This is a genomic window from Agarivorans sp. Alg241-V36, from assembly GCF_900537085.1.
In the GTDB taxonomy this organism is placed as follows: domain Bacteria; phylum Pseudomonadota; class Gammaproteobacteria; order Enterobacterales; family Celerinatantimonadaceae; genus Agarivorans.
In genome coordinates this window covers 88,282-112,210 of the sequence record NZ_UNRE01000010.1, presented here as the reverse complement: position 1 = coordinate 112,210, position 23,929 = coordinate 88,282, and the positions used below count along the sequence as shown (strand labels likewise).

Annotated in this window: 20 protein-coding genes; 9 read left to right on the top strand and 11 right to left on the bottom strand. The window is 44.8% G+C overall.

What is annotated here, in order from left to right:
* Positions 1-67: 67 nt before the first annotated feature.
* The 7 genes from G6R11_RS19855 to ampD form a co-directional block, all read right to left on the bottom strand.
* A complete protein-coding gene (locus G6R11_RS19855; protein WP_163134773.1) occupies positions 68-2,284 on the bottom strand; it encodes a patatin-like phospholipase family protein in 2,217 nt (738 codons plus the stop codon).
* A gap of 72 nt (positions 2,285-2,356) precedes the next feature.
* Entirely contained in the window at positions 2,357-3,799 is a 1,443-nt protein-coding gene (gene lpdA / locus G6R11_RS19850) for a dihydrolipoyl dehydrogenase (RefSeq protein WP_163134772.1), read from the bottom strand.
* 131 nt (positions 3,800-3,930) lie between these two features.
* Positions 3,931-5,787 (bottom strand): pyruvate dehydrogenase complex dihydrolipoyllysine-residue acetyltransferase, encoded by a 1,857-nt coding sequence (gene aceF / locus G6R11_RS19845; protein WP_163134771.1) that lies wholly within the window; start codon positions 5,785-5,787, stop codon positions 3,931-3,933.
* Between the two features lie 12 nt (positions 5,788-5,799).
* The gene (aceE, locus tag G6R11_RS19840) at positions 5,800-8,457 is read right to left on the bottom strand and encodes a pyruvate dehydrogenase (acetyl-transferring), homodimeric type (protein WP_163134770.1); all 2,658 of its coding nucleotides are present in this window, start codon (positions 8,455-8,457) and stop codon (positions 5,800-5,802) included.
* 57 nt (positions 8,458-8,514) lie between these two features.
* A complete protein-coding gene (pdhR, locus tag G6R11_RS19835; protein ID WP_163134769.1) occupies positions 8,515-9,279 on the bottom strand; it encodes a pyruvate dehydrogenase complex transcriptional repressor PdhR in 765 nt (254 codons plus the stop codon).
* A gap of 256 nt (positions 9,280-9,535) precedes the next feature.
* Entirely contained in the window at positions 9,536-10,390 is an 855-nt protein-coding gene (gene ampE / locus G6R11_RS19830; RefSeq protein WP_163134768.1) for a regulatory signaling modulator protein AmpE, read from the bottom strand.
* A gap of 74 nt (positions 10,391-10,464) precedes the next feature.
* The gene (gene ampD, locus G6R11_RS19825) at positions 10,465-11,001 is read right to left on the bottom strand and encodes a 1,6-anhydro-N-acetylmuramyl-L-alanine amidase AmpD (protein ID WP_163134767.1); all 537 of its coding nucleotides are present in this window, start codon (positions 10,999-11,001) and stop codon (positions 10,465-10,467) included.
* Positions 11,002-11,183: 182 nt separating this feature from the next.
* Here ampD and nadC point away from each other — a divergent pair, with 182 nt between their 5' ends.
* The 8 genes from nadC to yacG all read left to right on the top strand — a co-directional run bounded on the left by nadC (position 11,184) and on the right by yacG (position 18,276).
* Entirely contained in the window at positions 11,184-12,023 is an 840-nt protein-coding gene (gene nadC / locus G6R11_RS19820) for a carboxylating nicotinate-nucleotide diphosphorylase (RefSeq protein WP_163134766.1), read from the top strand.
* Between the two features lie 254 nt (positions 12,024-12,277).
* Complete coding sequence (locus G6R11_RS19815) at positions 12,278-12,736, top strand: prepilin-type N-terminal cleavage/methylation domain-containing protein (RefSeq protein WP_163134765.1); 459 nt, start codon at positions 12,278-12,280, stop codon at positions 12,734-12,736.
* A gap of 6 nt (positions 12,737-12,742) precedes the next feature.
* On the top strand, positions 12,743-14,446 hold the full coding sequence (pilB, locus tag G6R11_RS19810) for a type IV-A pilus assembly ATPase PilB (protein WP_163134764.1): 1,704 nt from the start codon (positions 12,743-12,745) through the stop codon (positions 14,444-14,446).
* 87 nt (positions 14,447-14,533) lie between these two features.
* Positions 14,534-15,784 carry a type II secretion system F family protein gene (locus G6R11_RS19805; protein WP_163134763.1) on the top strand — a complete coding sequence of 417 codons (1,251 nt, stop codon included), beginning with the start codon at positions 14,534-14,536 and terminating at the stop codon, positions 15,782-15,784.
* Positions 15,785-15,786: 2 nt separating this feature from the next.
* A complete protein-coding gene (locus G6R11_RS19800) occupies positions 15,787-16,677 on the top strand; it encodes an A24 family peptidase (RefSeq protein WP_163134762.1) in 891 nt (296 codons plus the stop codon).
* Entirely contained in the window at positions 16,674-17,276 is a 603-nt protein-coding gene (gene coaE / locus G6R11_RS19795; RefSeq protein ID WP_163134761.1) for a dephospho-CoA kinase, read from the top strand. The genes G6R11_RS19800 and coaE overlap by 4 nt, the downstream gene beginning before the upstream one ends.
* A gap of 59 nt (positions 17,277-17,335) precedes the next feature.
* The gene (zapD, locus tag G6R11_RS19790; RefSeq protein WP_163134760.1) at positions 17,336-18,076 is read left to right on the top strand and encodes a cell division protein ZapD; all 741 of its coding nucleotides are present in this window, start codon (positions 17,336-17,338) and stop codon (positions 18,074-18,076) included.
* Positions 18,076-18,276, top strand: coding sequence for a DNA gyrase inhibitor YacG (gene yacG, locus G6R11_RS19785; RefSeq protein ID WP_163134759.1), 201 nt, complete (start codon positions 18,076-18,078; stop codon positions 18,274-18,276). The genes zapD and yacG overlap by 1 nt, the downstream gene beginning before the upstream one ends.
* 2 nt (positions 18,277-18,278) lie before the next feature.
* On the opposite strand, the gene mutT is transcribed toward yacG, so the two are convergent.
* From mutT to G6R11_RS19770, 3 genes are all read right to left on the bottom strand, one after another.
* Complete coding sequence (gene mutT, locus G6R11_RS19780) at positions 18,279-18,683, bottom strand: 8-oxo-dGTP diphosphatase MutT (RefSeq protein WP_163134758.1); 405 nt, start codon at positions 18,681-18,683, stop codon at positions 18,279-18,281.
* Positions 18,684-18,749: 66 nt separating this feature from the next.
* Positions 18,750-21,467, bottom strand: a complete 2,718-nt coding sequence (secA, locus tag G6R11_RS19775) for a preprotein translocase subunit SecA (protein ID WP_163134757.1) — start codon at positions 21,465-21,467, stop codon at positions 18,750-18,752.
* Positions 21,468-21,502: 35 nt separating this feature from the next.
* Positions 21,503-22,426 carry a M23 family metallopeptidase gene (locus G6R11_RS19770; RefSeq protein WP_163134756.1) on the bottom strand — a complete coding sequence of 308 codons (924 nt, stop codon included), beginning with the start codon at positions 22,424-22,426 and terminating at the stop codon, positions 21,503-21,505.
* Between the two features lie 17 nt (positions 22,427-22,443).
* Here G6R11_RS19770 and G6R11_RS19765 point away from each other — a divergent pair, with 17 nt between their 5' ends.
* On the top strand, positions 22,444-22,899 hold the full coding sequence (locus tag G6R11_RS19765; protein WP_163134755.1) for a DUF721 domain-containing protein: 456 nt from the start codon (positions 22,444-22,446) through the stop codon (positions 22,897-22,899).
* 22 nt (positions 22,900-22,921) lie between these two features.
* Here the strand turns inward: G6R11_RS19765 and lpxC are convergent, their stop codons facing one another.
* The gene (gene lpxC / locus G6R11_RS19760; protein WP_163134754.1) at positions 22,922-23,839 is read right to left on the bottom strand and encodes a UDP-3-O-acyl-N-acetylglucosamine deacetylase; all 918 of its coding nucleotides are present in this window, start codon (positions 23,837-23,839) and stop codon (positions 22,922-22,924) included.
* Positions 23,840-23,929: the final 90 nt, after the last annotated feature.

Genomic DNA, 23,929 nt, shown 5'->3' with positions numbered 1-23,929 from the left:
CTTAACCGCTTTATTATACTTTAGCCACAAACGCTAAAGTTACAATTTATTCACATTTATCACTTATTTAGAAGTCATTGCCGATAAATAAATATAAAGTTTGTTCTGACTCATTGTGACCGTAGGCAAGAACCACCGGGCCCAATACACTGGTGTCTAATGCCGCAAAAATACTGCCAGCCCAAAGAGCACTGCTGTAAGATATGTCATCGTAGCTATTCCATACTCCGCCGTTCTCCAAGGAACCGCCGACAAAAACGGGCGCTTGTAATACGGGAGATTGAAAATAGTGCAGCTGATAAAAGTACATGAGCCCGGTTAGTGCTTTGTAACGACCCGATAGCTGTTCATACTTAAAGCCAGAAAGACGTAAAAAGCCACCTAGATCTTGAGCATCGGTTGGCACAACAAAATCACTTCCTGTACTTCCGTATTCTCCGAACCAGTTAAAATTGTGCTTATTCCAGCCAAATGGCACTTTCCAACGTGCCTCAAAACTAGGCGCTAATACACTAGAGAAGCCTTGCACATCTTCATGATAAAGGGTCAAGCCAACATCTAGCATTTTACCTTGGGTGGGAAAAGCCCAACTATTGAGGGTGTCGTAATCAAACTTCAAATAAGGTCCATAAAGCCAATAGCGCGCATCGCCACTAAGCCCTTTCAATTCAATATCACCGTGCTTTGCAGCAAGGCCTAAACCCCACTCTTGCCAAGGCTTATAGTTCCAAGATACCTGGGTAAGGAAAGTTGTGTCGCTAAAGTTGGCTTCCAAATACTCTACGTCTTCGCTTAAGCCATATAAGCGTCGACTGCGCTTATCGTATTCGGCCGAAGCCAACCAAGCGTATTTAAGATTGTCGGTAAAAGGTGTGTAGTACTCGGTAAACAAGCGCTTAATTGAGCCTATTTCAAACTCGTTGCGCCACTCTGCGCCGTATTGATTTAAGTTAGTTAACGTGAAGCCGAGTCCCATGTTGGCTTCGGTGCGGTCTGTGAAGTTTTCTTGCAGACCAAACTTCATATCAAAATAGCCTGGGCCCCAGCGCTTTTCTTGGGTATCTAAGTGAATCACATTTTCACCCTGTTCGGTGCTAATGCGATAATCAACACGCTCAAAGGTACCTAAGGCGTAAAGCTGACTTATTTTCTCTTCTAGCTGCGCTTTAGAAAGCAACTCGCCTTGATTAAGCTGCAGCCGAGATAAGATCACCTCATCACTCAAGCCTGATTTGTTATTTAATTCGATTCTGTTTACCACAAATTCGGCATGTAGCTTAAGTTGTGCGCGGCGCTGTTCCACCTCTTGTTGATAGGCTAAATACTCTTTGCCTTGGTCGGCTGTTCCAATACGCTTTGCCAGCTCAGCGATGGGCGCTGAGCCAGCCTGCCTACCCCGCTCCACTGCTAATGGCATTAACGAAAAATCGGCAGTATCGATGCCAGTTACGTCAGGCGAAATAAGTAAGTCTTCCGATGTTAATAAAGCAATTTGTCGCTCGGTGCCTGAGCGAGTAAGAAACACCGATAGTTGGTCAACTACATCAACTGCGCTGTTAAGCTCTTCCTGAGTTTTAAGCCGCGCGCCAATATCCACCGCGATAATGATATCGGCACCCATTTCTTTTAGCACATCCACCGGCATGTTGTTTACCACACCACCGTCAGAAAGCAGCCTACCATCTAGCTCCACCGGGCGCAGGGCACCGGGCACCGACATGCTCGCTTGCATTGCCACTGCTAAATCGCCACGTTTAAGGATATAAGGCGTCATCGCGGCCATGTCGGTGGCGACCGCACGATAGGGAATAGCCAGTTCATCAAAGCTTTCTAAGGCTTCTAAGTTACTAGTGGCAAAGCGCAGAATCTCGGCCATGGTTTGGCCTTGAACAGCTCCTTTGGGAATTTGAACTCCATCTTGGTTAACCCCAAGAGGTAGAGAAATTTGATAATCATCTTTTTGCTTTTTGCTGCGTAAAGACAACTCGCTACGGGTTACTTCATCAACAAAACCACTTTCCCAATGAATAGAAAAGGTCAGCGCTTCAATTTCTTGGGCGCTATAGCCCATCGCTAACATAGCGCCAAAATAAGCTCCCATGCTGGTTCCAGCAACATAATCAACTGGAATTTGATGCTGTTCGAGCAGTTGAATAACGCCTAAATGCGCAGCGCCTTTTGCTCCGCCCCCACTCAGTGCCAAGCCTATTTTGGGGCGGGCAACTGCCGTAGTGGCAACAAACAGGAGCAAAATAAACCAAACAGCTTTACGCAATTGCGGCATGTGGCGTCATTCCTTTGAAATATAAAACAATAAAGGCAGCCTAGGCTGCCTTTATAACTGTAGTTTTTTAGACTAACTGAGTCTATTTTTCTTCTTCTTGGCTTTCGCATTTGGAAGGTCGGTAATGCTTCCTTCAAAAATTTCTGCGGCCAAGCCAACCGATTCATGCAAGGTGGGGTGAGCGTGAATGGTTAATGCAATGTCTTCCGCATCACAACCCATCTCAATCGCTAAACCAATTTCACCTAACAATTCACCACCGTTAGTACCCACTACAGCACCACCGATTACACGACCAGACTCTTTATCAAAAATCATCTTAGTCATGCCATCTGGGCAATCAGAGGCAATAGCACGGCCCGAGGCAGCCCAAGGGAACACAGAGGCTTCGTAGTTAATGCCTTGTGCTTTGGCTTCTTTCTCGGTTAAACCTACCCATGCCATTTCTGGCTCGGTGTAAGCAATTGAAGGAATCACTTTAGGATCGAAGAAGTGCTTCTTACCAGAGATAACTTCTGCTGCTACGTGACCTTCATGCACACCTTTGTGCGCCAACATCGGTTGACCAACAATGTCACCAATCGCATGAATGTGCGGCACGTTAGTACGTAGTTGCTTATCTACTTCAATAAAGCCACGCTCGGTGACTTCGATGCCAGCTTTCTCAGCTTCTAAACCTAGACCATTTGGTACACGGCCTACGGCAACCAGTACTGCGTCATAACGAACTGGCTCGTGTGGCGCTTGCTTACCTTCGTAAGTTACATATAAGCCATCTGTTTTCGACTCAACTGCTACTACTTTAGTTTCAAGCATGATGTTGAACTTGTTCTTCACTTTCTTGGTGTAAGCGCGAACAACGTCTTTATCAGCCGCTGGTACTAATTGGTCAGCAAATTCTACTACATCAATTTCGCTGCCTAGCGCACCGTATACGGTACCCATTTCTAGGCCAATAATACCGCCACCCAATACCAACAATTTGCCTGGAACTTCTTTAAGCTCTAGCGCATCTGTTGAGTCCCATACACGTGGGTCATTGTGTGGAATAAACGGCAATTTAACTGGGCGCGAGCCCGCAGCGATAATTGCGTTGTCAAAGTTAATAGTAGTGGCTTCGCCGTCATCACCGGTTACTTCTAGTGAGTTAGCGCCGGTAAACTTACCTAAGCCTTGTACTACTTTAACTTTGCGCATTTTAGCCATACCGTCGAGGCCACCAGTCAACTGACCGATTACTTTCTCTTTCCAGGTACGGATTTTATTAATATCGGTTTGTGGCTCACCAAACACAATGCCGTGTTCAGCCAGTGATTTTGCTTCTTCAATCACTTTAGCTACGTGCAACAAGGCTTTTGATGGGATACAACCCACATTCAAACATACTCCGCCGAGGGTGGCGTAGCGTTCTACAATTACTGTTTCCAAACCTAAATCGGCAGCACGGAAGGCAGCAGAATAACCTGCAGGGCCTGCACCCAGTACTACCACCTGGGTCTTGATTTCCTTACTCATTGATGACCTCTTGGTATTGTTATGTTGTAAAGCTGCTGTAGGGTAAAAGTGTCAACCATGCAGCTAAACTGAGTTTACGGTTAATCGGTATAAAAAAGAAGAGCCGGGTGATAAACACCCAGCTCTTATTACTAAAGTACTAGTCGGCGAATGTCGCCCAACAAGCCACTTAATGTTGAGATAAATCTGGCACCGTCGGCCCCATCAATCACTCGGTGATCGTAAGACAGTGCTAATGGCAACATTAGCTTCGGTACAAAATCTTTGCCATTCCACTTTGGTTTCATTTCACTGCGTGAAACACCCAAGATAGCTACCTCTGGCGCATTTACGATAGGGGTAAACTGAGTACCACCAATACCGCCAAGGCTAGAAATAGTGAAACAACCGCCCTGCATGTCTGAGGCTGTAAGCTTACCAGCACGTGCCTTCTTAGAAATTTCTACCAACTCTTCAGAAAGCTGGTAAATACCTTTCTTGTTCACGTCGCGTACTACTGGCACAACCAAACCGTTTGGCGTATCTACTGCGATACCAATGTGGATGTACTTCTTCATGATAAGGCTGTTGCCGTCATCAGACAGTGCCGAGTTAAACTTAGGCATGCTCTCTAAAGTTTTAGCAGCAGCTTTTAGCATGAATACTAGCGGCGTAATCTTAAAGCCTAGCTGTTGTTTCTCAGCAATCACGTTTTGCTCTTTACGGAAAGCTTCCATTTCTGAAATATCCGCCTCGTCAAACTGAGTAACGTGAGGGATTTTCACCCAGTTGCGGTGCAGAGCAGGACCAGAGATTTTCTGAATACGTGATAATGGAACTTCTTCTATTTCACCAAATTTAGAATAATCGATGCTTGGCCATGCAGCTACGTCCATACCAGAGCCGCCACCAGTGCTAGCGCCTGACTCTAGAACTTTAACCGCTTGCTTAACGTAAGCTTGAACGTCTTCTTTAACGATACGACCCTTGCGGCCCGAACCTTTAACCTTGGCTAAATCAACACCAAACTCGCGCGCTAAGCGACGAATAACCGGTGATGCGTGAACGTAAGCACTGTTTTCTACAAACTCACCCGATTTGGCAGGAGCACTTGCAGGCTTGCTAGCTGGCGCAGGCGCTGCAGCAGGCTTAGCGGCTTCGGCCGGAGCCGCTGCTGGTGCACTTGCTGCAGGCGCAGCTGATGTTACTTCAAACACCATTACCAGTGAGCCAGTTTTAACTTTGTCGCCAACGGCGACTTTAAGCTCTTTCACTACACCAGCGAAAGGTGCAGGAACTTCCATTGCTGCTTTATCACCTTCTACAGAGATAAGCGTTTGCTCGAGCTCTACGCTATCGCCAACAGAAACCGCTACTTCGGTAACTTCTACTTCATCATCGCCAATATCAGGAATGTTAACTTCTTGAAGTTGCGACGCTGCAGGAGCAGCGGCCGGAGCTTCTGCCACAGGCGCCGCTGGTGCAGAACCCGCTACTTCAAATTCCATGATAAGGCTACCGGTAGACACTTTATCGCCTACCGCAATACTAATGGCTTTAACGGTACCAGCGAAAGGCGCTGGTACTTCCATTGCAGCTTTGTCACCTTCAACCGAAATAAGTGTTTGCTCTGCTTCAATCACGTCGCCAACACTTACTGCAATTTCGGTTACTTCTACTTCGTCGTCACCAATATCTGGAACGTGCACTAATTCTACTGAACTCGCTGCAGGGGCAGCGGCTTCTGCTGGAGCAGCCGCTGGTTGCTCGGCTGCGCCTTCAGCTTCAAAAATCATAATCAGTGCATTGGTGGCTACGCTGTCGCCTACTGCAACTTTAATTTCTTTTACAACGCCAGCTTGAGAAGCCGGAACTTCCATGGCCGCTTTGTCGCCTTCTACCGAAATTAACGATTGCTCTAGTTCTACGCTATCGCCAACTTCAACAAGGATCTCGGTCACTTCTACTTCATCAGCGCCAATATCTGGTACAAAAATTTCAATACTCATAGCTATTCGCCCTTACGCGTAGAGAGGGTTAGTTTTAGTGGTGTCGATGTCATATTTTGCAATCGCTTCGCTCACAACTTTCTTATCTAAAGTGCCTGCTTTTGCTAGCTCAGTAAGCGCTGCCACTACGATGTAGTCAGAATTTACTTCAAAGTGACGACGTAAGTTTTCACGGCTATCACTGCGACCAAAGCCATCGGTACCTAATACTTTGTAGCTACCCGGTACATAAGCGCGAACTTGCTCTGCGTATTGCTTCATGTAATCGGTAGCAGCAATAGTTGGTGCGTCTGTTAGGGCTTCAGTAATGTAAGCTACTTGCGCGTCGCTCTCTGGGTTTAGCATGTTGCTACGCTCAACGGCTTGACCTTCACGAGTTAACTCGTTGAAAGAAGTTACGCTAAATACGTCAGAAGCAATGTCGTACTCTTCGCTCAACACTTTGGCAGCTTTCAATACTTGCTGCATGATGGTGCCTGAACCCAGTAACTGAACTTGACCTTTGCTGCCTTTGTTTTCTTCAAACTTGTAAATACCCTTACGAATACCCTCTTCAGCGCCTTCTGGCATTGCTGGTTGATGGTAATTTTCGTTCATCAAGGTTAAGTAGTAGTAAACATTCTCTTGCTCGCCGTACATGCGACGTAAACCATCTTGAAGAATAACGGCAACTTCAAACGCAAAGCTTGGATCGTAAGAGATACAGTTAGGGATGGTATTAGCCAAGATTAGGCTGTGGCCATCTTCGTGCTGCAAACCTTCACCGTTTAGGGTAGTACGACCGGCTGTTGCACCCAGTAAGAAACCACGCGCTTGTTGGTCACCTGCCATCCAACACATATCACCTACACGTTGGAAACCAAACATTGAGTAGTAGATGTAGAAAGGAATCATTGGCACATCGTTCGTGCTGTATGAAGTAGCCGCTGCTACCCACGAGCTCATGGCGCCTAGCTCGTTAATACCTTCTTGCAATACTTGACCGCTAGTATCTTCTTTATAGTAAGACACTTGTTCTCTATCTTGCGGAGTGTAAGTTTGGCCGCTTGGGTTATAAATACCAATTTGACGGAACAAACCTTCCATACCAAAAGTACGCGCTTCATCGGCAATAATTGGCACAACATTTTTGCCAATGCCTTTGTTTTTAAGCATTACATTTAAGGCACGAACATACGCCATGGTGGTTGAGATATCACGCTTCTGCTCACCCAGTAGCGCATCAAACTCGCTCAACTCTGGAATTGCTAACTCTTGAGTGAAGTTAGGCAAACGAGATGGCGTGTAACCAGCTAACTCTTTACGACGGGCGTGCAAGTAATCGTGCTCTGGCGTACCAGGCTTAAGCTCAATGTAAGGCAAGCTTGCTAGCTCTTCATCACTCACATCAACACCTAAGCGATCACGGAACTGCTCAACGTGAGTCATATCCATTTTCTTAACCTGGTGAGCAATGTTTTTGCCCTGGGCAGCTTCGCCCATACCGTAACCTTTAACGGTTTTAGCTAAGATTACCGTTGGCGCGCCAGAAGTTTTACGTGCTTTATCAAAGGCAGCGTAAAGCTTAACTGGGTCGTGACCACCGCGACGTAAAGCAAAGATTTCGTCGTCCGACATATCTTTAACTAAGTCAGCGGTTTCACTGTACTTACCAAAGAAGTGTTCACGTACGTAAGCACCGTACTTAGACTTAAAGGTTTGGTAATCGCCATCAACCGTTTCGTTCATTAGTTGTAGCAACTTACCTGAGCTGTCTTTGCTTAGTAGGCTATCCCACTCGCTGCCCCAAACCACTTTAATCACGTTCCAGCCAGCACCTTTAAATAAGCCTTCTAGCTCTTGAATTATTTTGCCGTTACCCATAACTGGGCCGTCTAAGCGCTGTAAGTTACAGTTGATTAGGAAACACAAGTTGTCTAGTTTCTCACGCGCAGCGAAAGAAATAGCGCCACGTGATTCCGGCTCGTCCATTTCGCCATCACCCAGGAAGGCGTATACACGTTGACCAGAACAATCTTTTAAGCCACGACCGGTTAAGTACTTAAGGAAGCGCGCTTGGTAGATGGCAGAAATAGGACCAAGACCCATAGATACCGTTGGGAACTGCCAGAATTCAGGCATTAACTTAGGGTGTGGGTAAGAGCTTAAGCCTTTGCCGTCTACTTCTTGGCGGAAGCTGTCTAGCTGCTCTGCAGTTAAACGACCTTCAACAAATGCACGGGCGTAAATACCTGGAGAAATATGACCTTGGTAATACACCAAGTCGCCACCGTCTTTTTGGTTACGCGCTTTAAAGAAGTGGTTAAAACACACTTCATAAAATGCTGCAGAAGACTGGTAAGAAGCCATGTGGCCACCTAAGTCGAGGTCTTTTTTAGACGCACGCAATACAATCATAATTGCATTCCAGCGAATGATTGAGCGAATACGACGTTCAATCGCGCTATCACCCGGGTATTCCGGTTGATCTGCCACCGAAATGGTGTTGATGTAATCACTAGTGATTGACCCACCAGGGCCGGCTAGTCCATCAATGCCCGCGTTAGCGATGACCTGCTCCAACAAGAACTGGGCACGTTCAACGCCTTCTTCACGGATCACAGATTCAATGGCGTCTATCCACTCACTGGTTTCTAGTGAGTCAACATCATGCTTCAGTACCTCTGACATGGCTGTTTCCTTATCAGTTATTAATAGTTTCCAAACCACTGCAACGCAGCTTTTGGGTTACACTTTCAATTGTTTTAAACGGCGATTAGAACGCTCAACTCGGCTTTCTTCTCGTTCGATCTGTAACAGCGTTTCTTCAATAAACGCCAAATGTTTATGTGAGGCTTCTCTGGCGTCATCTGGCTTACCATTGAGAATGGCTTGCAGCATAAGCGACCGATGGTGGCGAATTTTGTCTGCCACATTAGGTCGCGTATATAACACCTGAAAATTGTCCATAATGTTTTTTTCTAACAATGGACTTAAACCTCTAATTAAATGAAACAATACTAGGTTGTGGGACGCCTCAGTAATGGCTTCATAAAAACGTAAAACGGCTTTGGCTTCACTAATGGTATCGCCGTCTTGTTGCGCGAGCTCAATCCGTTCATGACTGGCTTGCACTTTTTCTAAATCTGCTTCGGTACCGCGCAACGCCGCATAGTAAGCAGAGATGCCTTCTACCGCATGACGAAACTCCAACAAGTCTAGTTGGCTTTCATCATGATTGGACAATAAATTAAACAGCGGATCGGTTAAGGCTTCACGCAGCTTTTGTTGAACGTAAGTACCACCGCCTTGGCGCCTTACTACAAGGCCTTTAGCCTCTAGTTGCTGAATCGCTTCACGCAATGAAGGACGCGATACATCGAATTGCTTAGCCAACTCACGCTCAGCAGGTAAGCGTTCACCTGGCGGTAAACTTCCTTCTAAGATCATTCGCTCTAATTGCTTGGCAATAACATCAGCGAGTTTAGGTGGCTTAATTCGTTGGTAGCTCATTAATTTCCGTTGCACTTAATATTGGTAATACCAATTTACACGCAGCAAATTAACAAATCAGAAACACGCTGTCCAGAAAAATTGACCCACATCAATTTAGCCAACACTTATCGCCAAATAAGTAAAGACTTTTGTCCTACAAATATAATTGGTCAGACCTTTTTTTGTGCACAAGATCGGGCAAATGTAACAAGCAGAAAGGAGTTAACAAGATTATGTAAAAATAGATGAAAAACCGAAGCCGCTGAGTAGCGGCTTAAATCAGCCAGCCAGCAATGGTTAAAATAGCAATAATTGCAATGGCCAGCATAATGCCACGCTTGGCTAAGCTAACGAAGCGGCAAGTAGTTGCTACACATAGCATTTCATGTTCGCTTTCTTGGCCCGAAAGCTCTGCAGCCACCGCCACTTTAGCCAACCAATAACCATTGCTATGTTTGGTATCTCGCAAAGCGCGTAACCAAATAGGCAGCGCTTCGCTGGTATTGCCAACAGCCAAATAGCATAAACTGGCTAAGCGAGAAGGGAGCCAGTCAATGTAATGCATGAAATTATTAACGGTAGGCTCTAAGGCTTGTACCTCTGTGCTTTTATGCAAGTGCAAACCGCGGCTGCAACCATAAAAGATCGCCCCTGCTGGTCCAGCCAGTACATAAAAGAAAATCACCGCAAAATAATAGCGATAGTTCAGCCACATTAATTGGGTACCGGTGGTAAGGGCAATCGACTCTTGCTCACTCACCTGATGCAGTGGATGAATTTGTTTTAACAACTGTTGGTTAAAGTCACTACAGGCCTGTTCATTGCCACTAGCAGCAGCGCGCAGGTAGTCTCGATAGCCCTGCTGAATCGGCGGGCAACCGAGTGTAAGTAAGGGGATAAAGATCCAGAGAGCAAGATTTGCTAAACCAAACAGCAAACCACTAATGCTTACTTGTAGCCAGGCAATTAATAAAGTGGGTAACACCACCGCCATAGCAATCTGCCAAATCGCAGAGGCGCGATCAAAGCGTTGTAACCACCAATGAAAAACATGTTGCCACCACCAACTAGCACCAATGCGACGAGCGCGCTCTAAACTCAATGCTAGCAGTAAGGAAATAAGAGACATGTTGCTGATTTTACTCCATAAACGTCAGCCGACCTGCAAATAGTAAGCTAATTACCTAAGCAAACCAAGTGACTTCAAAGTGCTTTTAAGTAACTAGACCAATCAAAATGATCACCTGGGTCCGTTTTTCTGCCGGGTGCTATATCACTGTGCGCCACAATGCGCTGTTTAGTGAGTTTAGGATAGTGGCGCAGTAATAATTGACTAACCTTGATTAAACTTTGGTATTGCTGCTCGGTATATTCACTATAGTCGGTTCCTTCTAACTCGATGCCAATAGCAAAATCGTTACACCCTTTTCGACCTTCGAAACCAGAGACTCCTGCATGCCAGGCTCGTTTATCAAAATCGACATACTGGGTCACTCCTCCGTCGCGCTCTATGAGTAAGTGAGCTGATACTTCCAAGCCCTGTAAGTCATTAAAGCTAGGGTCTGCGCTGCAATCAAGTTTTCCACAAAACAATTCATCGATATGCGGTAAACCATAACAGCCTTCTGGCAGACTAATACAATGGATCACCAGTAGGCTAATCTCATCATTTGGTCGTTGGTTATAGAACTGACTTCCTAGCCATTTAACGCCAGTCAATCGATGTTGCTTTATCTGCAAGAGTAGCTCCACACAAGCATATTATTAGAGTTGTTAAGCTTTCTAACCAAGTTAATAACTATTGTCTAGCATAAACAGCTTATTTGACCATGCAAGTGCTGAACTTCTGCGCTAAAATGCGCCTCACTAAAGTGACAGACTGAAGAACTGTCTCCTCCTGCTAACCATCAGAGAAACGATGCATGAACGCCGAACAATTACGTGCCAACGTAAGCGCTGCTTTAATTGAAGATTTAGGACAATTAGACCCGCAACTAGACATTACCGCCGCACTTATCCCAGAACAACAAATTAGCAAAGCCAAAATCATCAGCAGAGAGAGCGCAACCTTCGCAGGAAAAGCCTTTGCCGATGAAGTATTTAGGCAGCTAGGCGAGCAAGTGGAAATTGAGTGGCTGGTAGCAGACGGCGATAAAGTAGTTGAAGACCAAACCATATGTTACTTAACCGGTCCAGCGCGCATTTTACTAACCGGTGAGCGTTCAGCACTTAACTTTATACAAACCCTATCGGGCATTGCCACTCAAGTCGCCGAATACATGGCTCTGCTAGAAGGCACCTCTTGTAAACTTTTGGATACCCGTAAAACCCTACCCGGCTTACGTTATGCCTCTAAATATGCGGTAACCTGCGGCGCAGGTACCAATCACCGCTTTGGTTTGCACGATGCATTCCTAATTAAAGAAAACCACATTATGGCTTGTGGCGGAATAAAAGCGGCCATTGATAAAGCCCGACTACTTTCGCCAGGCAAGAAGGTTGAGGTCGAAGTAGAAAACCTAGAAGAACTAGAACAGGCTTTGGCCGCTAATTGCGATGTAGTGATGCTAGACAACTTTTCGGTAGAACTAATGAAACAAGCCGTAGAACTCAACCAAGGCAGAGCAAAACTAGAAGCCTCAGGAAACATGACGCTGGCAACAATCCGTCAGTACGCCGAAACTGGCGTAGACTTCATTTCAGTGGGTGCTTTAACCAAACATGTCAAGGCCCTAGACCTAAGTATGCGATTTGTCGCATAGTTTATGTTAATGCTAACATCTCTGTGTACACCTATATGTACACAGGCAGTTTTATAAGTGTTGCTAAGATCACGATATCATTGCCTTTTTTCAATAAAAGCTATACTTTTTTAAGTCGTATGCTTTAATGTGAAACTCATTTATAGCATCGTGGTATCAGGGACGTAGAAACTAATAAAAAAGTTTCGCCACAACTCTGAGCAAAACAACGGTAAATGAATAACTTCTAAAAACTTGTGTAAAGGAAAGACGCAATGAAAACCATCCAAAACCTTCAAGCCAAAGCAGCTAACAAGCAAGCTGGTTTTACCCTAATTGAATTAATGATCGTAGTAGCGATTGTGGCAATCTTGGCTGCAGTAGCGTTACCTGCTTATCAAACCTACACCCAACGCGCGAAATTTACTGAGGTTGTAGCTGCGGCAGGTCCTGCTAAAAGCTCATACGAAATTTGTGTACAAAGCGGAGGTTATACTTCGACAGCTTCTGCATCGGCAGCAAGTTGTGATAACGCGGCCACGAACGCAGCCTCTGGTGCATTTGATACTACAAACGTAGCTTCAGTTTCAATGTCTGGTGACACGCTAACAGCTACGGGTTCTTCAGCAACTTTCAACAGCGTAACTTACATTATGGTTGCTACCGTGTCAGCCAATAGCCAAGTCACTTGGGATATCTCTACTGGTTCATGTCGTGCTAACTCTCTTTGTTAAATCTACATGACAAAATTTAACCTCAACGGCCTAGCATCTAGCTTGGCCGTTTCTTTTCCAGGAAAAGAAGAACAACTAGTAGAGTTATTTAAGCGTAGCGTTCAAGAACAAACTGCGTTTACTACAGTAATTGTTGAAAATAAATTTATCTCTAGCAAAGAGTTGGCAGACTTCTGTGAAGCGCAATTTGGTATCCCGCTATTAGATTTAGATGCTATTGAGCTTAGCGAAATACCGCATGATTACCTCAATGAAAAATTGATCTTCAAACACCACGTATTACCTGTTTATAGCCAAAACCAAACTCTTTATGTTGCCATGGCTGACCCCAGCAATGTTACAGCCTTAGAAGACTTTGGTTTTAGTTTTGGACTACATGTTGAAGCTTTGCTCGTTGAAGAAACCAAACTAGTAAAAGCTATTCAAGCTTTGGTAAGTGATGGCTCAGATTTAGAGCTAGGTGATATCTCCGACGATGATATTAGTGACTTAGAGGTTAGTGATGAAAGCTCTCGTTTAGACGAAAAGCAAAACTCTAAAGAAGACGATGCACCAATTGTTGTTTATATCAACAAAATTCTTATGGACTCAATACGTCGTGGAGCTTCCGACTTACACTTTGAACCCTACGAGCACAAATACCGGATCCGTTTTCGCATCGACGGTATCTTGCATGAAATTGCGAGTCCTCCCATTAATTTAGCTAACCGCTTCTCAGCCCGCCTTAAAGTAATGGCGCGTATGGATATTGCCGAGCGACGCTTACCTCAAGATGGTCGCATCAAATTAAAAACCGGGCGTAATAAAGCCATTGATATGCGGGTTAACTCCCTTCCCACCATGTGGGGAGAGAAGATTGTAATTCGTATTCTCGACTCTTCTGCTGCTAACCTAAATATTGATATTCTTGGTTATGACGATAAACAAAAAAAACTCTATTTAGATGCTCTAGCTCGTCCGCAAGGGATGATTCTAGTTACTGGGCCTACTGGTTCGGGTAAAACGGTTTCGTTGTATACTGGCCTTAATATTCTTAATACCGTTGAAACTAACATATCAACAGCGGAAGACCCGGTAGAAATTAACCTACCTGGGGTTAACCAAGTACAAATCAATAACAAAGCGGGAATGACTTTCGCAAGCGCGCTGCGGGCTTTCCTTCGTCAGGATCCTGATATTGTAATGGTGGGTGAGATTCGAGATTTAGAAACAGCCGAAATCTCAATTAAAGCAGCCCAAACCGGTCACTTGGTATTGTCTACACTGCACACTAACTCTGCGGCAGAAACCTTAACCCGTTTACTGAACATGGGTGTACCCGCTTTTAATATTGCCTCTTCAGTAAGTCTAATTATTGCCCAGCGACTAGCTCGACGGTTATGCGATAAGTGCAAAAAGCCCAAGATGCTAGAAGCAGAGTTACTACCTAAAATTGGTTTTAGCCAAGAGCAACTAGATGCCGGAGTAAAGTTATTTGAACCGGTAGGTTGTGATGAGTGCACCGGCGGTTATAAAGGTCGAGTAGGTATTTATGAGGTAATGCCTATGAGTACCAATATCTCCAAGATTATTATGGCTGAAGGTAACTCTATCGAAATCGCTGAGCGAGCTGTCAAAGAAGGCATGTATTCACTACGGATGTCCGCCCTCGAAAAAGCCCGGTTAGGCGTAACTAGCCTTTCAGAAGTAGAGCGGGTCACAAATGTATAAGTGTTTTCTTCTCTGTCACTAAAGATCTGATAAGTTTAATTAATTACTTTATTGCCGCTTTGAGCGTATTTTCTTAGCAAGGATGTTATGGCTACCGCAAGTACTACCAATAAACGAAAAATTGCAGCAAAAAAAATCAATGCTTACTCTTGGAGTGGGGTTAATCGCAAAGGCGCCAAAGTTAGCGGCGAGTACCAAGCTGAAACCATTAGCCAAGTTAAAGCAGAATTAAAGCGCCAAGGCATTACGGTTACTAAAACCAAAAAGAAAACCGAAAGTTTTCTTAGCAAGATGGGTAACAAGATCCAGCCAATGGACATTGCTGTGGTATCACGGCAAATCGCCACCATGTTGCAAGCCGGTGTACCACTAGTACAAAGCTTCAACATTATTTCTAAAAGCGTAGAAAAGCCGGCAATGCGAGAGTTAATTGCCGAAATTGCCGCAGAAGTAGAGTCCGGTACCGCACTTTCCGAAACCTTACGCAAACATCCCCTATATTTTGACCAGCTCTACTGCGATTTAATTGAGGCTGGAGAGCAAAGTGGTGCCTTAGAAACCATTTATGATCGCGTCGCGATATATAAAGAAAAAGCCGAAGCGCTTAAATCAAAAATTAAAAAGGCATTGTTTTACCCGGTTTCAGTAATCATTGTGGCTATTATTGTAACGACTATCTTGCTGCTATTTGTAATTCCTCAGTTTGAGGAAATCTTCGCCAGTTTTGGAGCTGAACTCCCGGCTTTCACCCAGTTTGTAATTGCAATCTCTCGCTTCTTGCAAGATTATTGGCCCTATATATTTGGTGGGATATTCGCACTTGGTTATGGCTATGTACAAGCCTTTAGGCGCTCTCAAGCAGTTAAAGACGCTACCGACAGATTCATTCTAAAAATTCCAGTAATCAACCCAATTTTACACAAAGCCGCAATGGCGCGCTTTGCCCGTACCTTGTCCACTACCTTTGCAGCAGGTATTCCACTAATAGACGCCTTAAAGTCGGCCTCTGGCGCTTCAGGAAACGTGGTTTATCGCAATGCGGTAGACGCGATTCGCATTGAGGTGACAGGCGGTATGCAAATGAACGTAGCTATGCGCACCGTAGACCTATTCCCCGACATGGTGACTCAGATGGTGATGATTGGTGAAGAATCAGGCTCACTTGATAGCATGTTAGACAAAGTAGCCAACATTTATGAGCAACAGGTAGATGATGCGGTAGATGGCTTAACCAGCTTAATTGAACCGTTAATTATGGCTGTGCTAGGCGTGCTGGTTGGTGGTATGGTAATTGCCATGTACTTACCTATCTTCAAACTTGGATCAGTAGTTAGTTAAACATGTTTAGTTTTATTGAACTCTACCCAGCCACTGCGCTGGGTTTCTGCCTTTTAATCGCCTTGTGCATAGGCTCTTTTCTAAACGTAGTGATTCATCGCTTGCCCATCATGCTTGAGCGACAGTGGAAAAGTGAATGTCGCAGTTTTTTAGCTGATGAACTCTCAGGCAGTCAGGCCTCAGAGACAAACGCCGCAGAAGTATATAACCTGATGCTGCCACGCTCAGCCTGCCCCAAGTGCAAAAGCTTAATTACCGCCTGGCAAAATATTCCAGTTATAAGCTGGCTAGTCCTTCGAGGTAAATGCGCTAATTGCGCCAACCCCATCAGTGTTCGTTATCCTCTAGTTGAGCTTGCAGCTGCTGGCTTAACCTTGGCATGTTGGTGGCAGTTTGGCCTTACTTTACCCTTCGTATTTGCTAGCTTGTTTTGCATCATCTTGCTGTGTCTAACACTTATTGATTTAGACACCATGTATTTGCCTGATCAGCTTACTTTACCCACCTTGTGGCTAGGCTTACTGATAAACCTAAATTCCGGTTTTGTTAGCCTAAATGATGCAGTATTGGGCGCAGCTATTGGCTATGGCTTTTTGTGGAGCCTGTTTTGGCTGTTTAAGCTATTAACCGGTAAAGAAGGCATGGGTTATGGCGACTTTAAACTGCTAGCGATGATAGGCGCTTGGTTTGGCTGGCAAGCCCTACCACTAACAATCTTACTTTCATCCTTTGCTGGCGCGCTTATTGGCATTAGCCTTATCGCCCTGGGTAAAAACAAACAAGGGCAAGCAATTCCTTTTGGCCCCTACCTAGCTTTAGGCGGTGCTTGCTACTTATTTTTTGGTGAAGCGATTCACGCTTGGTATTTCTCCTACCTTGGTATTGCTTCATGATAGTTGGCTTAACTGGCGGTATTGCCAGCGGTAAAAGCCAAGTATCACAACTATTCGAAGAGTTTGGTATTGAGATTGTTGATGCTGATATTGTTGCGCGCCAAGTGGTCGAGCCAAATCAACCTGCTCTAGCCAAAATATCAGAGCATTTTGGTAAAACTATTCTGCTTGCTGATGGCTCATTAAACCGCAGTAAACTGCGCGAGATAATATTTGCTCAGCAGCAACAGAAAGAATGGCTAAATGCCCTAGTACACCCCTTAATTCGACAAGAGATGCTGCGACAACTTGAGCAAGCTAAGAGCGCATACAAGGTACTGGTTGCGCCTCTGCTATTAGAAAACAAACTTAATCAGCTAGTCGATCGCGTTTTAGTTATAGACACCCCCATTGATATTCAAATTAGTCGAACCATGGCGCGTGATGGAGTGGACAAACAGCAGGCGCAACAAATTGTTGATGCCCAAATGAGCCGAGAACTAAAACTGCAAGCCGCAGACGATGTTATCGAGAACAACAGTGACCTCAATAGCCTTAAACGAAAGGTGGCTGATTTACACCAATTCTATCTCGATATCACCAAAAGCCATGACAGTTGATCGTTCAATGGTTACACTAGTTTAGATACTATCCTAAACAGCTGTGAATTTGAGCCGCTATGACCGCATTGATCTTTGAGCACCCTTTAAACGAAAAAGTACGAAATTACTTACGCTTAGAGCAACTGTTCGAACAACTCATGCTTTCTAAAGCTCTGCAACACCCATTACAGCAACAACAGTTCTTCCGTGTACTATTTGAAGTATCTGAAGTACTAGAGCGCTGTGAGTGGCGGGCTGATCTTCTCAAAGATTTGGCTAAGCAAGCAGAAAAACTCGACCATTGGGCCTCTATGCCCAATGTGGATACCAGCAAAATAGAAGAACTACTATTACAAGTTAAGACTTTAATTGCTGCTATTTCTAAACACGCTCGGGTATCGGATCATCTAAAAAATGATCGTCTATTAGCAAGCATCCGCCAGCGCTTATGCTTGCCCGGTGGCAACAGCAGTTTCGATCTGCCCTACTTACATTTATGGCTAAATCAGCCTCAAGCCCAAATTAACCAACAAGTTCAGCAATGGTTAAGCCCTTTACAATTAGTGGCAGAAGCAATTAGCCACCTGCTTAAGCTTCTTAGAGAACAACGCAGTGATATTGAAGTGATGGCTCACAAAGGCTTTTATCAAGGTGTGGCCGCCGATTGTGGTTTGTTGCGAATTGAAGTAGATACCGAATATCAATGTTACCCAACGGTGAGTGGACACAAACACCGCTTCGCCATCAAATTCATCAGTGCTTCAAACCAAGATATTGAAGACATTCCTTGCCGTCTCTATTGTTGTAAAATTGCTTAATGAAAACCAAAAACCAAGCCACCGTAAAATGCCCTACCTGTAACGCTAAAGTAATTTGGCAGCCATCCAGTGAATTTAGACCCTTTTGCAGTGAACGTTGCAAACTTATCGATCTTGGCGAGTGGGCCAACGAAGAAAAGTACATTGCAGGACAAAACCTGCAAGAAGACGAAGATAAACCCGATAGTTGGGAGTTTTAAACCTAAACTAAAAAGTCGGGCTTTAAAATTTGCGACAAAATAGGCTCATTCGCATCAGGAAATTGTAAGTTAACTAATTCACCTCTGCTAACCCAACGAATGTCTTGTTGTTCTGCGCCCTGAGGCTCTCCCTCGAAGCGAGTAAGCGTATAAACATCTAAGCATACCTGCTTGTCACCGTAATCGTGCTCAACACGAATAAGCGGCTTACAGCTAGTTTTATCAATGTTAATCAACAGTTCTTCTTGTAACTCTCTCGCCAAAGCGTCCACGGTTTGCTCTCCAGCTTCAACTTTACCTCCGGGAAACTCCCATTTACCGCCTTGATGCTGTTGTGGGTTACGCAGGCTAAGTAAGATCTCATCGCCCTTTACAATTACGCCTACAGCTACTTTAACTACCTTCACTGAATCCTCCTTGAGTTAATAAAAAAGGAGAGCCTTAGCTCTCCTTTTTTGTTGCCAAACTATGCTTTAAGAAAGCTTACCATGACATTGCTTGTACTTTTTACCTGAGCCACATGGGCAAGGATCGTTTCGACCAACTTTTTGCCCTTCACGAATAACCGTTTTGCCCGGTTCACTGGCCTGTTCTTCAGATTGTTGAGCCGCTTGTTGCTGGCGAAGTTGCATAGCGCGTTGTTCTGCTTCACGACGCTTTGCTTCCATCGCTTCAACTTCTTCTGGTGCCTGCACTTGAACACGGCTCAAAATACTTACTACATCAAGTTTGAGCGCTTCCAGCATTTGGGTAAACAATTCGTAAGACTCTCGCTTGTATTCTTGCTTAGGGTTCTTCTGAGCGTAACCACGTAAGTGAATACCTTGGCGTAGATGATCCATCGCCGCCAAGTGCTCTTTCCAAAGTTGATCTAAGGTCTGCAACATCACCGATTTTTCAAACTGCTTAATCGGATCAGCACCAACTTTGTCAATTTTCAGTTGGTAGTCAGCTATTGCGGCTTCGAGAATTTTTTCGCGAAGCTTGTCTTCGTGTAACTTATCATCTTCATCCAACCACTGTTGAATAGGAAGGTTTAGGCCGAAATCACTCTTCAAGCGCTGCTCTAGCTCGCTTACTTGCCACATTTCTTCAAGAGATTGCGGTGGAATGTACTCATCAATAACCGAGGAATAAACATCTTCACGAATCACTTCTATGGTTTCTGAAATGCTATCGCTATCCATCAAGTCATTTCGTTGCTCATAAACCACTTTACGTTGGTCATTCGCAACGTCATCAAATTCAAGCAATGACTTACGTACGTCGAAGTTACGCCCTTCAACTTTACGCTGTGCGTTTTCGATAGCGCGCGTCACCCATGGATGCTCGATGGCTTCGCCTTCTTCCATGCCCAGCTTCTTCATCATCCCGGTCACTCTGTCAGAAGCGAAGATGCGCATTAAGCTATCTTCCATCGACAAGTAGAAGCGGGTTGAGCCTGCATCACCTTGACGACCAGAACGACCACGCAGCTGATTATCGATACGGCGAGATTCATGACGCTCGGTACCAATAATATGCAAACCACCTGCAGCTAATACCGCATCGTGGCGCTGTTGCCATTTTTGCTTAACTTCAGCTAATTGCTGCTCGCTTGGGTTTTCACCTAGAGCACTAATTTCAACTTGTAAGTTACCACCCAATACTATGTCGGTACCACGACCGGCCATGTTGGTTGCAATTGTGACCGCACCAGCCACACCAGCTTCGGCAACAATGTCGGCTTCTTTTTCATGGAACTTAGCGTTAAGCACGTTATGCTTAATTTTTTCTTTGTTAAGAATATTAGAAAGCAGCTCTGAGTTCTCAATCGAAACTGTACCCACTAACACTGGGCGCTCAGCTTTCACACACTCGCGAATATCGTTGATAATCGCTTGGTATTTTTCTTCCGCAGTTAAGTAAACTAAGTCGCCTTGGTCATCACGTACCATTGGCTTGTTAGTAGGCACAACAACGGTGTCTAAACCATAGATAGATTGGAATTCAAACGCTTCTGTATCCGCGGTACCGGTCATGCCCGAAAGCTTGTCGTATAAACGGAAGTAGTTCTGGAAGGTAATTGATGCCAGCGTTTGGTTTTCGTTTTGAATTGGCACGCCTTCTTTAGCTTCAACAGCTTGGTGTAAGCCTTCAGACCAACGACGCCCTGGCATAGTACGGCCAGTGTGCTCATCAACGATAACAATCTCGTTAGTTTCACTAACAATGTAATCAACATTACGCTCAAACAATGTATGAGCGCGCAAACCAGCATTAACGTGGTGCAACAAGCTAATGTTAGCGGCGTTATACAAAGAATCGCCATCTTCTAGCAAGCCACGTTGCTGCATGGTTTCTTCAACGAAAATCTGGCCGTTTTCAGTTAAGTGAACCTGCTTGTTCTTTTCATCAAGAGTGAAGTGACCATCGCCAATAAGCTCTTCGGTGTCTTCTTCCTCTTGGCGAACCAACAGCGGAATAATGTCGTTAATCTGCTTATATAGCTCAGAGCTATCTTCAGCTGGGCCTGAAATAATCAGCGGAGTACGCGCTTCATCAATCAAAATTGAATCCACTTCATCCACTACTGCGTAGTTTAACGGGCGCTGTACACGCTGCTCTGGTGCAAACGCCATGTTGTCGCGTAGGTAATCGAAGCCAAACTCGTTGTTTGTGCCATAAGTAATGTCAGCTGCATAAGCGGCGTTCTTAGCTTCATGGTCCATTCCCGATATGTTTACCGCAACACTTAAACCTAAGTATTCAAATAATGGTCGGTTCCAATCGGCATCACGCTGGGCAAGGTAGTCATTCACAGTAATAACGTGAACACCTTTACCGGTTACACCATTTAAATAAGCAGGCAAGGTAGCGGTGAGGGTTTTACCTTCACCGGTGCGCATTTCAGCAATTTTGTTGTCGTTGAGCACCATACCGCCCAACATTTGCACATCAAAATGGCGCATTTCAAATACCCGCTTTGATGCTTCGCGCACCACAGCAAAAGCTTCGGGAAGAATCGCTTCAAGCGTTTCGCCTTTTTCTAAGCGCTCCCTAAATTCGCCCGCCTTAGCTTTAATCTCTTCAGCAGACAACTTTTCGTATTCAGGCTCTAGCGCATTAATAGTATTCACTACTTTGCGCATTTTTTTGATGGTACGGTCGTTTCGAGTACCAACGATTTTTGTTACTAATTTACTAATCATGAAAAACTACTTTTGCTAAGACGAAATCCAATTTTCTAGGCACTGGCTTTGCGGTAAATAAACTTACTGGGGTTGAGTGGACGACCATTTTTAAGCACTTCAAAATGTACGTGAGATCCGGTAGAACGGCCGGTGCTGCCCATTAAGGCAATCTCATCCCCTTTACTTACTACATCACCCTCTTTTACTAATACAGCTTTAGCATGCGCGTAACGTGTTACCATCCCGTTACCATGCTCAATTTCAACTAAGTTACCGTAACCAAAGCGACTTCCTGCCCAAACTACTACACCGGCTCCTACAGAACGAATCTTGGTTCCTTCTTTTCCGGCAATATCAACGCCTTTATGGCGCGCTTTACGCTTGGTAAAAGGGTCGATGCGGGTACCAAATGGCGAAGAAATCCAAATGCCCGGCCCTTTTGCTGGCCAACCTGATATATAACTACTATTTACTAGATGGTGGCTTTGTTGCCAAGATTCAAGCAGGTTAAGTGATTTTTTCTTAGCCTCTACTTGCTGTTCGAGCAAAGTTAAGTCTAAAAACAGGTTGTCAGGTTGATGGCTGGTATCGTCGATGTCTAACATCGGGCCGCCCATTGGCGGTATTGATTCGAAATCAAATTCAGCAGCGAACTCGGTATCTTCAATCAAGCGCGCGCCTAATGCATTAAGGCGAGTCATCTCAACCTGCATTTGGCCTACTTTAACCGCCAACTGACTATAACGGTGACGTAACTGCTGTTCGAATTGTTCTAGCTTAGGCTCAGCCTTCAAGCTATCCAACTGCGATAACAGCTGAGTTTGCTGCTTGGCCAAGTTTTGATACTGCTGTACCCCCCACAAGGCGATACTGCAAACAAGTGACACCAACAAAAACGCAAACCACGCTAAACGTAGCGGATTTAAACGAACAGTTCTTGTCTCGCCTTTATGGGCGTATACTAAAGTTAATTTCATACCTAACTATTAAACTTATGTCCAAACGACAGCACCAACCCATTTCGATAGAGCGCTTATTTCATCAGAAACAGTTCGCAAAAATCGAACAACCACTGCAGCAACGCGTTCAGTTACAACAACTGGGTGGTGAAATTTTGGCACGCTACAAACTACAGCAATGCCGTATCGTTAATATGCGTCAAGGAGTCGCTATTATCGAGGCGCCTAGTTCAGCTTGGTTAACTCGCTTAAAACAGTTTCGTTTCGATCTGTTAAGTGAGCTTCGTAAAGCCATACCAGGGGTTGTCAGTTTGGAACTTAAAATAAATCCCGAATTGAAAAACATTAAACCAGAAGCTGAGGAAAAAAGCACTGGAAAACGCCAGCTAAGCACTCAAGCAGCCAAACATATCACAGAATTAGCGAAACACGTACCGGATGAACTGAGGGAAAAGCTAGAAAAATTAGCGGCGCTGAGCGGAGAGAGGTAGTCAGCGCCGACAATATTTTTATTTAGAAACTGAATACCGGTTGTTGGTATGCAGCTGGAGCTTCGGCTTTGTCTTCGAAAGTGACAATTTCCCAAGCATGTTGTTGCTCAAGCATTGCACGCACTAAGTTATTATTTAGCGCATGACCTGATTTGTGAGCACGTAAATGACCTAGGATGGGTAGTCCCGCCATGTACAAATCGCCCACTGCATCTAACAGCTTATGCTTAACAAACTCGTCGTCATAACGAAGACCATCTTCGTTAAGAATACGATATTCATCTAGCACTACTGCATTTTCTAAACTGCCACCTAGGGCTAAGTTCTTCGATTGCAAATACTCGATGTCTCGCATAAAGCCAAACGTTCTGGCACGACTAATGTCTTTTACAAAGCTATCAGCTGAAAAATTCATTGAGATAGATTGATTACGACCTTCCATTGCTGGGTGGTCAAAATCAATTGAGAAGTCGATGGTAAACCCGTCGTTCCCCGGCAATAACTCAGCCCATTTATCTTCGTGTTCAACACGAATTGGCTGTTTAATGCGAATGAATTTCTTCGCCGCAGCTTGCTCTTCAATACCCGCCGATTGCAATAAGAATACAAACGGGCTTGAGCTACCATCCATAACCGGAAGCTCAGGAGCATCAACGTCAATAATCAAGTTATCCAAGCCTAACGCAGCAACCGCAGCCATTAAGTGCTCTACCGTTGAAATACGGTTACCCGCATCGTCGATAAGACAAGTACATAACATTGTGTCACGCACTAACTCTGCTTTTGCAGGGATCGTTACAACCGGATCGAGATCGGTACGGTTAAACAGGATACCTGTATTTGCAGGTGCAGGACGTAAGACCATGGTGACCTTGTGCCCGGAATGCAAACCGATCCCTGTCGCTTGTACTGACTTTTCAAGAGTCCGTTGTTTAAGCATAAAAATTCCTCTGCTTTACGACCAATAAACTAGATATGGTCGGACATCTTAACATAAGTTTGAGACACATCACAAACTTTTGTCTAAAAC

Excerpts from the sequence above, each read along its gene's own strand:
- G6R11_RS19765 (WP_163134755.1), top strand. The coding sequence starts at position 22,444 with ATGTCCAAACGACAGCACCAACCCATTTCGATAGAGCGCTTATTTCAT.
- pdhR (WP_163134769.1), bottom strand. The coding sequence starts at position 9,279 with ATGAGCTACCAACGAATTAAGCCACCTAAACTCGCTGATGTTATTGCC.
- yacG (WP_163134759.1), top strand. The coding sequence starts at position 18,076 with ATGAAAACCAAAAACCAAGCCACCGTAAAATGCCCTACCTGTAACGCT.
- G6R11_RS19800 (WP_163134762.1), top strand. The coding sequence starts at position 15,787 with ATGTTTAGTTTTATTGAACTCTACCCAGCCACTGCGCTGGGTTTCTGC.
- G6R11_RS19770 (WP_163134756.1), bottom strand. The coding sequence starts at position 22,426 with ATGAAATTAACTTTAGTATACGCCCATAAAGGCGAGACAAGAACTGTT.
- aceE (WP_163134770.1), bottom strand. The coding sequence starts at position 8,457 with ATGTCAGAGGTACTGAAGCATGATGTTGACTCACTAGAAACCAGTGAG.
- secA (WP_163134757.1), bottom strand. The coding sequence starts at position 21,467 with ATGATTAGTAAATTAGTAACAAAAATCGTTGGTACTCGAAACGACCGT.
- G6R11_RS19815 (WP_163134765.1), top strand. The coding sequence starts at position 12,278 with ATGAAAACCATCCAAAACCTTCAAGCCAAAGCAGCTAACAAGCAAGCT.
- zapD (WP_163134760.1), top strand. The coding sequence starts at position 17,336 with ATGACCGCATTGATCTTTGAGCACCCTTTAAACGAAAAAGTACGAAAT.
- G6R11_RS19855 (WP_163134773.1), bottom strand. The coding sequence starts at position 2,284 with ATGCCGCAATTGCGTAAAGCTGTTTGGTTTATTTTGCTCCTGTTTGTT.
- pilB (WP_163134764.1), top strand. The coding sequence starts at position 12,743 with ATGACAAAATTTAACCTCAACGGCCTAGCATCTAGCTTGGCCGTTTCT.
- G6R11_RS19805 (WP_163134763.1), top strand. The coding sequence starts at position 14,534 with ATGGCTACCGCAAGTACTACCAATAAACGAAAAATTGCAGCAAAAAAA.
- nadC (WP_163134766.1), top strand. The coding sequence starts at position 11,184 with ATGAACGCCGAACAATTACGTGCCAACGTAAGCGCTGCTTTAATTGAA.
- lpxC (WP_163134754.1), bottom strand. The coding sequence starts at position 23,839 with ATGCTTAAACAACGGACTCTTGAAAAGTCAGTACAAGCGACAGGGATC.
- lpdA (WP_163134772.1), bottom strand. The coding sequence starts at position 3,799 with ATGAGTAAGGAAATCAAGACCCAGGTGGTAGTACTGGGTGCAGGCCCT.
- aceF (WP_163134771.1), bottom strand. The coding sequence starts at position 5,787 with ATGAGTATTGAAATTTTTGTACCAGATATTGGCGCTGATGAAGTAGAA.
- ampE (WP_163134768.1), bottom strand. The coding sequence starts at position 10,390 with ATGTCTCTTATTTCCTTACTGCTAGCATTGAGTTTAGAGCGCGCTCGT.
- coaE (WP_163134761.1), top strand. The coding sequence starts at position 16,674 with ATGATAGTTGGCTTAACTGGCGGTATTGCCAGCGGTAAAAGCCAAGTA.